This is a genomic window from Phascolarctobacterium faecium DSM 14760 (genome assembly GCF_003269275.1).
Classification (GTDB): Bacteria; Bacillota; Negativicutes; order Acidaminococcales; family Acidaminococcaceae; genus Phascolarctobacterium; species Phascolarctobacterium faecium.
The window spans coordinates 33,646-46,914 of the sequence record NZ_QLTS01000003.1 but is presented as its reverse complement, the minus strand read 5'-3'; the positions used below and the strand labels follow the sequence as shown (position 1 = coordinate 46,914).

General features: G+C 47.0%; 13 protein-coding genes. 10 read left to right on the top strand and 3 right to left on the bottom strand.

The annotated features are described in order from the left end of the window. Positions 1-5 precede the first annotated feature (5 nt). Positions 6-920, top strand: coding sequence for a GGDEF domain-containing protein (locus C8D73_RS05300; protein WP_113077549.1), 915 nt, complete (start codon positions 6-8; stop codon positions 918-920). Positions 921-951: 31 nt separating this feature from the next. Here the strand turns inward: C8D73_RS05300 and C8D73_RS05295 are convergent, their stop codons facing one another. Both C8D73_RS05295 and C8D73_RS05290 read right to left on the bottom strand, forming a co-directional pair. Next, positions 952-3,252 (bottom strand): monovalent cation:proton antiporter family protein, encoded by a 2,301-nt coding sequence (locus tag C8D73_RS05295; protein ID WP_113077548.1) that lies wholly within the window; start codon positions 3,250-3,252, stop codon positions 952-954. A 182-nt stretch (positions 3,253-3,434) separates the two neighbouring features. Further along, positions 3,435-4,424, bottom strand: coding sequence for a bile acid:sodium symporter family protein (locus tag C8D73_RS05290; RefSeq protein ID WP_046430541.1), 990 nt, complete (start codon positions 4,422-4,424; stop codon positions 3,435-3,437). A 223-nt stretch (positions 4,425-4,647) separates the two neighbouring features. On the opposite strand from C8D73_RS05290, the gene C8D73_RS05285 reads away from it, so the two are divergent. Then, a complete protein-coding gene (locus C8D73_RS05285) occupies positions 4,648-5,277 on the top strand; it encodes a YigZ family protein (RefSeq protein ID WP_021718677.1) in 630 nt (209 codons plus the stop codon). 30 nt (positions 5,278-5,307) lie between these two features. Then, positions 5,308-6,714: an alanine/glycine:cation symporter family protein gene (locus C8D73_RS05280; protein ID WP_046430537.1), complete on the top strand. Its 1,407-nt coding sequence runs from the start codon at positions 5,308-5,310 to the stop codon at positions 6,712-6,714. A 52-nt stretch (positions 6,715-6,766) separates the two neighbouring features. Here C8D73_RS05280 and C8D73_RS05275 read toward each other — a convergent pair whose 3' ends face one another. Then, positions 6,767-7,417, bottom strand: a complete 651-nt coding sequence (locus C8D73_RS05275) for a nicotinamidase (protein ID WP_113077547.1) — start codon at positions 7,415-7,417, stop codon at positions 6,767-6,769. 168 nt (positions 7,418-7,585) lie between these two features. Between C8D73_RS05275 and C8D73_RS05270 the strand changes: the two genes are divergently transcribed. The 7 genes from C8D73_RS05270 (at position 7,586) to C8D73_RS05240 (ending at position 12,925) form a co-directional block, all read left to right on the top strand. Further along, complete coding sequence (locus tag C8D73_RS05270) at positions 7,586-7,993, top strand: Fur family transcriptional regulator (RefSeq protein WP_021718674.1); 408 nt, start codon at positions 7,586-7,588, stop codon at positions 7,991-7,993. A gap of 132 nt (positions 7,994-8,125) precedes the next feature. After that, positions 8,126-9,010, top strand: a complete 885-nt coding sequence (locus C8D73_RS05265; protein WP_113077546.1) for a metal ABC transporter solute-binding protein, Zn/Mn family — start codon at positions 8,126-8,128, stop codon at positions 9,008-9,010. Positions 9,011-9,021: 11 nt separating this feature from the next. Then, on the top strand, positions 9,022-9,741 hold the full coding sequence (locus tag C8D73_RS05260; RefSeq protein WP_113077545.1) for a metal ABC transporter ATP-binding protein: 720 nt from the start codon (positions 9,022-9,024) through the stop codon (positions 9,739-9,741). Between the two features lie 11 nt (positions 9,742-9,752). Next, positions 9,753-10,637 (top strand): metal ABC transporter permease, encoded by an 885-nt coding sequence (locus tag C8D73_RS05255; RefSeq protein WP_170123174.1) that lies wholly within the window; start codon positions 9,753-9,755, stop codon positions 10,635-10,637. Continuing rightward, positions 10,627-11,442 (top strand): PHP domain-containing protein, encoded by an 816-nt coding sequence (locus tag C8D73_RS05250; protein WP_113077544.1) that lies wholly within the window; start codon positions 10,627-10,629, stop codon positions 11,440-11,442. The genes C8D73_RS05255 and C8D73_RS05250 overlap by 11 nt, the downstream gene beginning before the upstream one ends. A 14-nt stretch (positions 11,443-11,456) precedes the next feature. Then, on the top strand, positions 11,457-12,590 hold the full coding sequence (locus C8D73_RS05245) for a DUF362 domain-containing protein (protein ID WP_113077543.1): 1,134 nt from the start codon (positions 11,457-11,459) through the stop codon (positions 12,588-12,590). Between the two features lie 14 nt (positions 12,591-12,604). Continuing rightward, positions 12,605-12,925 (top strand): heavy metal-binding domain-containing protein, encoded by a 321-nt coding sequence (locus tag C8D73_RS05240; RefSeq protein WP_021718668.1) that lies wholly within the window; start codon positions 12,605-12,607, stop codon positions 12,923-12,925. Positions 12,926-13,269: the final 344 nt, after the last annotated feature.

Sequence of the window (13,269 nt, the reverse complement as noted above, 5' to 3'; positions counted from 1 at the left end):
ATTGAATGGCTTTAAAGGGTATGGATAGTATAGAACTGGAAGAAAATATATATCCGATAGATGCAATCGATCAGGAGCTTGCAGGGAATTTAACTATAGATAAATTATTTGATGTTTACCGCTTCGTGGATATGAGGACACACTTAGTCCACGATTATAATGACGGCAAGATGTGTGAGCCCTGCCGCAAATGTTATGAGCTGTGGAATCGCAGTAAGCCCTGTCCGAATTGTTCATCCGAAAGGGCTGTCCAGCAGAAAAAGCAAATCATGAAAATGGAATATCTGGGAGATAAAAGTATTTTGATTCTTAGTACGCCCTGGGAGCAAGATGGTAAAGAATATGTGCTGGAGCTGGGACGCGATGTGACAAATTCTTTCAGCGTTTATGATGCTACCAGCGAAGACAGCAGTGAGCTGCGGGAACTGATCAGCAGTTACAGTGAACTTGCGGCCCGTGACAGTTTTACGGGCCTTTACAGTAAAGGCCATGCGAACAATCTGCTGCAGGAAATGTTTGCTGTTCAGAAAGAACAGTTAAAGCTGACGCTGGCGCTGATCGATATCGACCATTTTAAAAGTGTCAATGACAGGTTTGGGCATTTATGCGGCGATGAGGTCATTCTTTATGTAGTTGACAAAATAAATGCGCTTAATGAGCAGTGCAGCGGCTGGGCAGCCAGGATCGGCGGCGATGAGTTTTTACTGGCCTGCCCTTTCAGTGATAAAGACTATGTGGAAAGGCTTTGCCTGGAAATGTCGGAAACGATTACAGGTCACCGTTTTAAAAAGGGGCACAGTGAGTACAGTATAGCAATCAGCTGCGGCGTGGCGGCTTATGACGGACAAGAAACCCTGGAAGAGTTTTTGGAACGTGTCGATATGAAGATGTATGAAGATAAAGCGCAGAAAAAACAGTAAAAGACAGCAGAGAATTTTCTCTGCTGTCTTTTTAAATGGTTTCGCTGATAAAAAGCTGGTTCATCATTTCCTGAGTACCAATGATCCATAGGATGTCGCCTTTTTGAAAGACAAAGGAGGCATCAGGATTGAGATGCGTATAATTACCACGTTCCAAACCTAAAGCCAGACAATTGACCTTGCCGAGGTAAGAACTTTTTTTGAGAGTGGAGCCGCAGAGCGGCGAATGCCTGTCGATCGGCATCGCGTAACAGAAGTAGGATGTGCTGCCATGCTTTGGATCAGCTAAAAACTGGTGCAGTGTCTGCTGGTTATCAGTAGCCAGCGGCAGAATCTGCATATCATAGGATTGGATTGCCAGTTCAAAATTCTGCAGCTGTCTGGGCGTACCTGTTAAAAGCAGCTGAGAGCCGGCATAGATAGCGGCACTGCCGCTGGGGATAGGCAGGATCTGGCTGCCGTTTTGGATTTCAAGCACGAAAACATTATAACGGCGATGCAGATTAAGTTCTTTGAGGCTTTTACCGCCGCAGAGTGAAGTCGCTGCTACACGGTAGCGTTTGACATGCAGCTGTTCATCGAGCCAGGCAGGATGGTTGGCGGCGTGTTTTTTCTGTGCTGCCAGAGTTTTGGCATTCAGGTTAATCATAAACTGAGCCTCGATCTGTAAATAGCGTTCCACGAAATACTCTGAGGAATAGATGAATTTTGCCAGAATGCAGGCTGCAGCAAACGCGATAAATTTGCTGAAACCCAGTATACTTGTAAATACGGACAGGATAAAAAACAAACCAACAGCGATCTTAATAAAAAGCAGAAGAAAAATGGGCAGATGATTAGCGGGTTTTTGGAACCACAGACTTGCTATAAGGTCTGTATGTGCAACCCTCTGGAACATGACCGCCATTAAAAATGGCCCCATACACAACAGCAGGATAACTGCGGCAATAATATCAGCTGTATAGCCGTCAAAAAGCCTGTGGCAATATGGAAGCAGCTTACTTTGTCCCAGATAGGCAAGGAAGCTGAGAATTACACAGAAAACTGTGAGGCGGGTAAAGTAACTCTGCAGCAGTTCTTTCCAGGCACTGCGCTGCTCGTCGCTGGCGGGAGCTTCATCAGGCTGAGGTAAAAGCCGCAGCAGTCTTGCGGGAAGATTACGCAGAAGCCAGCCGGATATTTTATCGGCGTGGCGCAGGATTGAAGGCGTAAGAAAAATACTGATAACTGAAACAGCTACGAAAACAGGATATAAAAAATCGCTGGTGACTTTGAGAGCAGCGCCGATAGAGGCTACGATAAAGGTTATTTCACCCAGCTGCGTCAAACTGAAGCCGCAGCGCAGCGCTGTCTGTAGGTCTTTGCCTGCCAGAAGGACGCCCAGTGATGAAAAAATAATTTTGCCGATGATCAAAGCTGCTGTAAGTACAGCGATCGGCAGCGCATATTTAATGATCAGAGCGGGGTCTACCATCATTCCGACAGAAACGAAAAAGATCCCGGAAAAAAGATCTTTGACCGGCGTCAAAAGTTTTTTTGTGGTTTCTGTAAAAGCCGTACCGGAAAGCAGTGAACCCATAAGGAATGCGCCTAATGCCGACGAAAAACCCATTTTAGTTGCCAGGACTACCATGCTCAGGCAAAGGCCCAGCGAGAAAATGAGCAGTGTTTCGGAAGTCAGATAGCGGCTGACTTTGCGGAAGAAGGTAGGCAGGAAGAAAATACCGCAGACAAAGCAGATAATGAGAAAAAAGGCCAGTTCGCCGATACTGCCGAGCATTTCTGTACCGGAAATGGCAGCGCCTGCCGCGGCGATGGTTGAGAGCATGACCATCATAATGATACCGGAAATATCTTCCAATACCAGGATACCGAAGGTAAATTGCGTGAAGCGTTCTTTCAAGAGTCCCAGCTCTTCAAAGGTTTTACTGACGACTGCTGTAGAAGACATGGTAAGCATAGCTCCGGCAAAGAAACTGTCAATAGGCTGCCAGCCAAGCAGTCTGGCACAGGCATAGCCAAGCAGCGTGATGCCTGTCAGTTCTGTGACAGCGGCGATCAGCGCTGTGCCGCCGATACTTTTGATTTTGGCAAAATTGAAATCAAGTCCCAGGTTGAACAAAATAAAAATAACGCCGATGTCCGACCAGACTGTAATATTGGCTGTATCGACTACATTCGGCAGCAGGTTAAAATGCGGGCTGGCAAAGAAGCCTGCCAAAATATAGCCTAAAACCAAAGGCTGATTGAATTTTTTGCAGAAAATGGTAACGATACCGGCAAGTACAAGGATAAAAGCAAGGTCTTCGATAAGAGGAGCAAGTTCGGACAATGTAGCAACTCCTTTATAAATATCAGTTTAAACAGATATTTTTGCTGGAAATTTTAAAAATATTACTAAAATGAATTATACACTGTTGCCGGTGGTTTGAGAAGCAGTGTTTATTCGGATAAAAAAAGCGTCCGCTTCTTTTAAGAAACGGACGCTTGCTTAATTTTTATCTCTCTGTAATATTAAGCTTGAGATGATACGGATTCTTCTTCTTCGGCAGGAGCATATTTGGGATTGAGGAAGTTGACAAAGATCCAGGCCAGCAGTGCGCCTGATATATTGTGCCAAGCTGAGAAAATAGCTCCAGGAACGGTAGCCATAGGCATGGAAGTAAAATGAGTTTTAGCCAGGCCTGTAGCCAGACCGGAATTCTGCATACCTACTTCAACTGAAAGCGCAATGGCTTTTTTCCAGCTCATGCCGGTGATCCGGGCTAAAATAAAGCCTAACAGATAACCCAGGCAGTTGTGGCAGATGACGACCAGCAGAATGATACCGGAGGTTTTGACGATGTTGTCACGGCTGACGGCGATAACGCCGGCAATGATCAGGGAGATAGCGATAGCCGAAACAGCAGGCAGATAATCGGTAGCCTGTTCAGCAAGTTTAGGCAGCAGCGCTTTAACAGCCAGACCAAGACAGATCGGTATAATAACGATTTGAATGATGCTCCAGAACATTCCCAGCGGGTCAAAAGCGATTTTCTGTCCGATAAGCTGATAAGTGATGAGCGGAGTAAGAATCGGTGAAAGCAGTGTGGAAACACTGGTCATAGTTACAGATAAGGCCAAGTCGCCTTTGGACATGAAGGTAATGACGTTGGAGGAAGTGCCGCCAGGGCAGGTTCCAACTAAAACTACGCCAGCAGTTAGAGCCGGGTCTAAATTAAAGGCCATAGCCAGTAAAAAAGCCAGTGAAGGCATGATAAGATACTGGGCGCAGACACCGACAAAAACATCGACAGGCCGCTTTAAAACTAAAGCAAAATCACGGAGATTGAGTGTGGTGCCCATACCGAACATAATAACGCCCAATAAGGTACTCAAAACCGGGATGCCGCCGATATTACCGACTACCCATTTAAAGCTGTCGGGTACGGTCATGCCCAGGATAAGAAATACAACGGCGATGATACCAAAGTATTTGCCTATCAGATGACAAAACGTTTTCATTGTGTAAAACCTCTTTCCCTTGAATAAAAATAAAATATATCAGATCAACACCTTATGGTGTAGATTTTTGTCTGCGGAAAACAGCAGAGGTTTGCATATTTTTATTAATACTTCCAAATATTATAACAAAAAAATTTTAAAGTTAAAAGGCTAAAGATAAAGTTTCGGTAAATATTGCCTTATGCTATAATAAAAACAGCGTATTGGAAAAGGAGTAAAAGCATTGTATACTATCAGGACCGATTACCGTGACGAAACAGTTATTGAGAAATCGCGGTTCATCTGCACGTTGAAAAAAGTAAGCAGTGAAACAGAAGCGCAGGATTTCATCAAGGCTGTAAAAAAAGAGTTTTGGGATGCTACGCATAATTGTTCTGCTTATATTATTGATGAGCTGGCGCAAAGATCGAGTGATGACGGCGAACCGTCAGGAACGGCAGGACTGCCAATGCTTGAAGTGCTGCGGAAAAATCAGCTGAGCGGCGTTGCAGCGGTAGTGACAAGGTATTTCGGCGGGATCAAGCTTGGTGCAGGCGGGTTAGTACGCGCGTATACTGGCAGCGTGTCCAAAGCTGTTCAAAGCTGCGGCCTGGCACGGAAGATTTTAATGGGTACTTTTGCTTTAAGTGCGGACGCGGCGGACGCAGGAAAACTTCTGAATATTATCTATCAGCAGCAGCTTTTTACAGTGGCGTCGGTAGAATATGGTCAGCAGGCCAGGATTTTGCTGTATATGAAACAAGAGCAGCAGGATGAGGCGGAGCGGTGGCTGACTGAGGCGCTTAATATGGCAACGCAGCTGGAACAGGTCGGTAGCGAATATGTAGAGGTACCTGCCGAGAGAGAAAAGTAATAACAGGTCTGATTATGAAGGAGAGAGAAAATGGAGTTTTTAGAGAGTTTTGTTGCTTTTACCAATGATATTTTATGGTCATATGTTCTGATTGTGATGCTGGTAGGTCTGGGAATCTGGTTTTCATTGCGGACACGATTTGTACAGGTGCGCTGCCTGAAGGAAATGGTACGTCTTTTAAAGGAAGGCGTTGGACAGAAGACTGAACATAACCATATTTCTTCCTTCCAGGCATTTTGTGTCAGCACTGCTTCCCGTGTTGGTGTTGGTAATATTGCCGGCATTGCGATCGCTATCGTCAGCGGTGGTCCCGGAGCGATTTTCTGGATGTGGATCATCGCCATTTTAGGTTCGGCTACGGGCTTTATTGAAAGCACGCTGGCGCAAATTTACAAAGTTCCGCGTGAAGGCGGCGGTTACCGCGGCGGACCTGCTTATTATATTAAGAACGTACTGGGAAACAAACCAATGGCGGCCTTGTTTGCCGTTTTGATCAGTGTGACCTTCGGTTTGATTTTTAATTCGGTACAGGCGAATACGATCACAATTTCCCTGCAGGCTGCCTTTGGACTGGATCGTTTCGTGATGGGCTGTATAATTGCCGCTTTGACCGGTATTGTCATTTTCGGCGGCGTGGCGCGTATTGCGAAGGTCGCTGAATGGATGGTGCCGATTATGGCCGGTCTGTATCTTTTAATAGCTTTAGGCGTGACCTTGATGAATATAGAGAAACTGCCGCAGGTTTTCAACGCTATCTTCAGTTCGGCCTTTGATCTGCAGGCTGTTGCCGGAGGCGGTATGGGTGCGGCGCTGATGACCGGTATCAAGCGCGGCCTGTTCTCAAACGAGGCTGGTATGGGTAGTGTGCCGAATGCTGCTGCTACTGCCAGTGCTTCGCATCCCGTAAAACAGGGCCTGATCCAGGCTTTTGGCGTTTTTGTTGATACTTTACTGGTATGCTCGGCTTCAGCTTTTATCGTGCTGTTGTCCGATGGTTATACTGAAGGTAAGCTGACCGGTATCGAATTGGTGCAGCAATCCTTGTCACAGCATTTAGGACCCTGGGCGCCGAGTTTTCTGGCAGGAATGATCTGCCTGTTTGCGTTCAGTTCTATTGTAGGCAATTATTATTATGGTGAGATCAATATCGGGTTTATCAGTAAAAATTATATGACGCTGATGTTGTTCCGTGTTTTCGTAGTGGGTATGGTACTGTTTGGCAGTGTGGCTAAAGTTGCCCTGGTATGGGATCTGGCCGATCTGTTTATGGCGCTGATGGCGATAACGAATTTAGTGGCGATCGCGATTTTAGGCAAGTATGCTTATATTGCTTTGCATGATTATATGGATCAAAAACGTGCCGGTATCGTAGAGCCGGAGTTCGATCCGGCGATCTTGCCAAGCCAGCGTGGTATTGAGGTGTGGAAAAAAGAATAACTATAATAATGAAAAAAGGACGAGCACATGCTCGTCCTTTTTGTTTGTGTGCTTACAGCATTTTCTTTAATTCTGCGGTATTTTCGACAATCGTGACGTCGTGGGTACGCATTTCTTCGAGTGCCGCCGCAACTGTATCGGGAGCGATTCCGCGGCAGGCAGCAAGGTTCAGGATGACCTCGAAACCTGCGGCACGTAATTGCAAAACAGTATTTTTTACGCAGTAGTCAGTAGCCAGGCCGCCGCAGATCACTGTAGTGATGCCATGTTCACGCAGATACTCGATCGCGCCGGTAGAAAGTGTGTTGGCTAAATCATGGTAACAGGCCCCATAGGGATGTTTGTCGATTTCAATACCTTTGTAGACCTGAAAGTCGTAGTTCTTAGGATCAAGACCAGTAATAAATTCAAAACCTTTGGTCCCAACAATGGCATGAGCCGGCCAGTATACATCGACATCGGGGTAGCCGCTGACGGGACTGAGCACAGGATGTCCGTTACCTGCGATCCAGACTGCCTGAGAGGAATGGGCGTCACGCGAGCCGATACGCAGCGATGCTAGAGCTGCCTGAGCATTCAGTTCCTCAACGATCTGGTCGCCTTCGGCAACCGGAAGTTCGTCCGGACAGACCGGAGTAAAGGTATTTTGAGCGTCGATATCGAACGCGGCGATTTTATTTTGGGCGGGTAATTTAGTAAGCATGGCAAAATCCTCCTTAAAAAAGATGCTTGTTAACAGTATTATACTCTATTTTGGCAGGTGATTATAGAGCTTCTTTAAATTGCAGGTAATTGACTGTGTGCTTGACAAGGTTTTTAAATCAGAGTAAGATGTGAATATGAATTTCAATTTCAAATTAGGGAGTGCCTTATGAAAAAACGTAATCCTTATAAAACAGCTCAGCAGGAAGCGATGCTGCAATATTTTTTAGAGGATAAACATAATTTTTTAACTGTCAAAGATTTGCTGAGCAGCCTGCAAAAATTGCAGATCGACATCGGTCAGACGACGGTGTACCGTTTTCTGGAGCGGCAGGCTTTGGAAGGATCTGTCATTAAAATCCAGCCGGTTGATGGATCGGGAACGCAGTATTGGCGTCTGCCCTGTCCGCAGGCTGATTTAAGAGGGAAGCTGGTGTGCCTGAAATGCAGAAAAGTCATTCCTCTGAGCTGTGAGCACTTAGATATGTTTTCAGAGCATGTACTGCATAAGCATAAATTTAATTTAAGCCTGCAGCACAGCATTTTATATGGTTATTGTGAAGATTGTGATAACTGAGCAGTCTGAGGAAAGAGGTGATAAAGAGTAAAAATAAGGTTGGTGCGTTCTGGCAAGGGCTCACCGGGGAGAAGTGAAGCGGCTTACTGCTTAATAATAAATTTTAGCTGCGGTAATTTGTAGGAGGTAAGAATGAAGAAGTTTTTAGTTGTAATATTGGGTATGGTTTTACTGGCGGCAGTCGGCTGCGGCAGTGAACAGAAACAGGCTGATGGCAAGCTGCCGGTAGTGGCAAGCTTTTATCCTATGGCTGATTTTACCAGACAGATCGGCGGAGATCTACTGCAGGTCGATACATTGATCGCTGACGGTGTGGAACCGCATGACTGGGAACCGACAGCCAAGGATTTAACAAAATTAGGCAATGCCAGGCTTTTTGTTTATAACGGCGGGGTCGAGAACTGGGCCCGGCCTGCTTTAGAAGCTGTAAAGGACAAGCAGGTAGCCAGTGTGGAGGCCGGCAAAGGGCTGTTTGACGAAAAAGCTACTCATGTAGATCCGCATGTCTGGCTGAGTCCGAGAAAAGCTGTATTGGAAGTTGCTGCAATAACGGCTGCTTTGGTGCAGGCTGATCCTGAACATGCTGCTGTTTATAAAAAGAACAGCGAAGCCTATCAGGAAAAACTGCTGCAGCTTGACCAGCGTTTGACAGAGCTGGCGGCTAAAGCACCGCAAAAGCTGTTTGTCACGACTCATGCCGCCTTTGGTCATCTGGCTGAAGATTATGGTCTGCAGCAGGTTGCGATCATGGGTATTTCTCCTGATGCGGAACCAACTCCGGCTGATTTGAAAAATCTGATCAGTACGATCAAAGACAATCAGGTAAAATATGTTTTCTTTGAAACTCTTGTCAGTCCCAGAATCGCTCAAACTGTTGCGGAAGCCTCCGGAGCTGAAACGCTGGTGCTTGATCCGCTGGAAGGTTTGAGTGAAGCAGGCAGAAACAACGGCGACGATTATTTAAAAATCATGACGCGGAATATCGACAATCTGGAGTTGGCATTGGGCGTTAAATAAACGGTGGATCTATGGAAAATATCATTAAAATAAACAAATTAGGCTATAATTATGGCGAAGGCTGGATTCTGCACGATCTTTCGGTGGAGATTGCCCAGGGAGATTTTGTTGCCGTTATTGGCCCTAACGGGGCAGGGAAAAGTACGCTGCTGCGTCTTTTAGCAGGCATTCTGCAGCCGACTTCCGGCGAGATAGAGCTGTACGGAACGCCGCTGCCGCAATTCGAGGCCTGGGAAAAAATCGGTTATGTACCGCAGAATCCTGCTAAACAGCATCGCGATTTCCCAATCAGTGTCAAAGAGGTTATCGGGCTGGGCCTTTTGTGTGGCAGCAGTATGTTTCAGAAAATTTCCCGGGCTGGCAAAGCCAGAGTAGAAACGATGCTGGAACGGTTTTATCTTCAAGAGCTTGCGCATCGTAAAATAGGTGAGTTATCAGGCGGTCAGCAGCAGCGTGTCTTTTTGGCACGCGCTATGGTGCGGCAGCCTGAACTGCTGCTTTTGGACGAGCCGGCTACCGGAGTCGATCCGGATGCGAAGATCGAACTGTACAGAATGCTTAGGGATATCAACCGTGAGCTGGGTGTGACGATCGTGATGGTGTCGCATGATTTGGAGCTGGCAGCCGAAGTGGCGCATAATGCTTTGTGCCTTGACCACGATGTCTGCTTCTGGGGCGACGTACAGCAGGCGCTGGTGCATCGTCATAAGCACGGTTACTTTTACAGATAGAAGGTACTTATATGTTGGAAATGTTTGAAACAGAATTTATGCAGCGCGCCTGGCTGGCTGGTTTGATCGTGGCAGTGATCTGCCCGTTGATCGGCAGTTTTTTAGTGCTGCGGCGGCAGTCGATGATCGGTGACGGCCTGGGACATATCGCCTTCGCCGGTGTAGCGGGTGGAGCGCTGATGGGCTGGCAGCCCGTTTTGAGCGCAGCAGCGGTCACTGTGTTTGGGGCGCTCGTGATAGAATGGGTACGGACCAGGCTGGCGGCCTTTTCAGAGATGATTTTAGCAATTTTCTTTTACAGTGGTATCGGGCTGGCAGTTGTTTTTACAAGTATGAACCGTATGGGCGGTTTTAATTTAAGCAGTATTTTATTCGGCAGTCTGATGACGATCAGCAGCAGCGATTTATGGATAGTGGCCGGCCTGGGGATTTTTGCCTGTATTTTTGTGGTACTTTTTTACCGGCCGCTGCAGTATCTGACCTTTGATGAAACATCGGCACGGGTGGCAGGCTTGCCTGCTGACCGACTCAATATGTGGCTGGCGGTGCTGACGGCGCTGACAGTTGCGCTTTCGATGCGTATCGTAGGCCTGCTGCTGGTTTCCGCTATGATGGTGATACCGGTAGCCTGCGCACTGCAGACGGCACGCAGCTTTGCCGGGACAATTTACGGCGGTATTGCTTATGGGCTCGTTATCGTTTCAGGTGGTCTGACCTTATCTTATTATGCTAATTTAGCGCCGGGCGGCACTATTGTACTGACTGGTACCTGTATGTTTATTTTGAGTTGTTTATTTGGCAGACGTTTTTATCAGAAACCGCAGGCACAGGAGAACCTGACGGCAGAATGCAAGATCTGCCGCTGCAGGAAGGAGGAGCAGACGGATGCAAGTTGATCTGCATATCCACAGTACCGCTTCTGACGGTACCTGGACTCCGCCGGAAGTCGTTGCAGCGGCGCTTGCAGCAGGGCTGGGAGCTATTGCTGTTACCGATCATGACAGCGTGGCCAATGTGGCGGCGACACATGAGCTGGCCGTCGCAGCAGGATTAAAATTTATTCCCGGTGCGGAGATCTGTTCGACGAAAGACGATTTCTGTTTTCATATCCTGGGTTATGGTATCGATGTCACAAACAAACGGCTGCTGGATTTATTGGAGCATAATGAGCGGCTTTTGAACAGCAAGGATGATGAAAGTATAAAAATGTTGATCGAACGAGGCTGGCTGCTGGATTTTGAAGAGTTTTTGCGGTATGATTATGATAGAAGACGCGGAGGCTGGAAAGCCCTGGCTTTCTTGCAGGATAAAGGGCTCTGCGGCGATGTCAATGATTTTTTCAGCAGGATTTTTACCAAAGAACATGATCTTGGTTTTCCGGTTTTTCCTTCGATAAAAGAAGTTGTGGATGCCATCCATGCTGCCGGCGGCGTAGCTTTATGCGCGCATGCAGCCAGCAGTTTTCATGGGCCGGGGCTGGCAGCGACACTGCTGGAATTGGCGAAGGAGGATTTTGACGGGTTTGAATGTTACCATTCGGGACACAGCAGGGAAGATACTGCGGCACTGCTCACTTATTGCCGTCAGCATCAGCTTCTTGTCAGCGGCGGCAGTGACTGCCACGGCAGTTTTGTGCCGTCACGTGCGCTGGGCCGGCCTGTTATCGACAGCAGCGACCTGAATTTACCGGGATTGTTATAAGGGAGGAATGGAATATGACGAAGGCAAAAGTTTATTTTTCGGATATGCGTACCAGATATGGCGGGTTGAGTTTACCGCAGAAGCTGGGTAAGCTGATCGAAGCAGCCGGGATCGGAGATATTGATTTTCAGAATAAATTTGCGGCGATCAAGATCCACTTCGGCGAACCGGGCAATCTTTCTTTTCTGCGTCCCAATTATGCCAAAGTAGTTGTTGATACCGTTGCCGCACAAGGAGGACGTCCGTTTCTGACAGACTGCAACACTTTATATGTAGGCCGTCGTAAGCATGCGCTGGAACATATTACAGCTGCTTACGAAAATGGTTTCAGTCCTTTTTCAACAGGCTGTCACATTATTATTGCCGACGGCTTGAAGGGTACTGACGAAGCTTATGTAACTGTGCCGGGCGGCGAATTGGTGCAAGAAGCGAAAATAGGCAAAGCATTGATGGATGCGGATATCGTGATTTCCCTGAACCATTTTAAAGGTCACGAAGCTACTGGTTTCGGCGGCGCTATTAAAAATATCGGTATGGGCGGCGGTTCTCGTGCCGGCAAAATGGAAATGCACCATGACGGCAAACCGCATATCAGTGAACGCAAATGTATCGGCTGCGGTGCCTGTGTGCGGATCTGTGCGCATGGTGCGCCGATCATCGAAAATAAAAAAGCGCATATCGATCTGGATAAATGTGTTGGCTGCGGACGTTGTATCGGTGCCTGTCCGATGGACGCGGTGAAGCCGCCCGCTGATGGTTCCAGCATGGAAGCGCTCAATAAAAAGATGGCGGAATATGCCTGGGCTATTTTGCACGGCAGGCCGCATTTTCATATCAGCCTGATCGTTGACGTATCTCCTTACTGTGATTGTCATGCGGAAAATGACGCACCTGTAGTGCCTAATATCGGTATGCTGGCATCTTTTGATCCGGTGGCACTGGATCAGGCCTGTGCCGATCTGGTCAATGCAGCGCCGGTCATGGTGAACTCACTGCTGGACGATCATTTAAAAGCTAATCCGGAAGGCTGTCAGGGACATGATCATTTCCATAACCTGACACCGGAATCTGAATGGAAAACCTGTCTTGCTCATGCCGAAAAGCTGGGTATGGGAACACGCGCGTATGAACTGGTAACAGTAAAATAAAAGGAGCTGACAGTATGATTGTTACGACCACACCTGCTGTAGAAGGCAGAAAAATCGTTGCTTATAAAGGTATTGTTTTTGGGGAAGTAGTTTCCGGCGTCAATTTTATCAAGGATATGTTTTCCAGCATTACGGATATGATCGGCGGCCGCAGCGGGACCTATGAAAAGGAACTGCAGGAAGCACGTGAAAAAGCGCTGGCGGAAATGTCTGAGCGCGCCGCTAAATTGGGCGCCGATGCCGTAGTCGGTGTCGATGTGGATTATGAAGTGCTGGGCGAAACTAACGGTATGCTGATGGTCAGCGTTTCCGGAACCGCAGTTAAACTGGACTGAGAGTATATAACTAAAACCGTGAAGTGGTACTTGAAAGTTGGATAATTAAATAGAGCTCAACGCTATCAGGGCCTGTTGTCTGTATTTTACAGACAACAGGCCCTTTAAGTTTTTTGTGTGTTTTGATAACAATTGAATCGAAAATTTGTGCAAGACCATAAAACGTTTGAAATATACCAACGTAAATGTCTTGCGGGGGGGTACAGATGTGGTAATATATCATAAGAGATACAAAATAATTAAAAAATATTAAATAAAACGGCTGTTTTGTATCCGGAAATTCAAGACCTATGTCAGAAATTTTTATTTGATCTTAAATGATCAAGAAAAGGGGATGGTGCTGA